This is a genomic window from Mesorhizobium abyssinicae, assembly GCF_049887195.1.
GTDB classification, from domain to species: domain Bacteria; phylum Pseudomonadota; class Alphaproteobacteria; order Rhizobiales; family Rhizobiaceae; genus Mesorhizobium; species Mesorhizobium abyssinicae.
Genome location: NZ_JARAKC010000183.1, coordinates 1 through 218, shown reverse-complemented (window position 1 = coordinate 218; position 218 = coordinate 1). Strand labels below are relative to the sequence as shown.

The 218-nt window shown below is 69.3% G+C and carries 1 protein-coding gene; it reads left to right on the top strand.

Annotated elements, in window-relative coordinates:
- Positions 1-218 (top strand): VCBS domain-containing protein (locus PU724_RS34160; RefSeq protein WP_426213886.1); only part of this gene is annotated, 218 nt, incomplete at both ends.

Genomic DNA, 218 nt, shown 5'->3' with positions numbered 1-218 from the left:
CTCAACACCGGCGATCCGGCGCTCACCGACACCATCACGGTGCAGACCTCCGACGGCACCACCAAGGACATCGTCATCTCCATCCACGGCGCCAACGACGCGGCGGTGATCACCGGTGACGACACCGGCTCGGTGACCGAGGCCTCGGGTGTCTTGAACGGCACCGCCGGCACCTCGCCGGCCACCGGCGATCTCGACGCCACCGACGTCGACAGCGC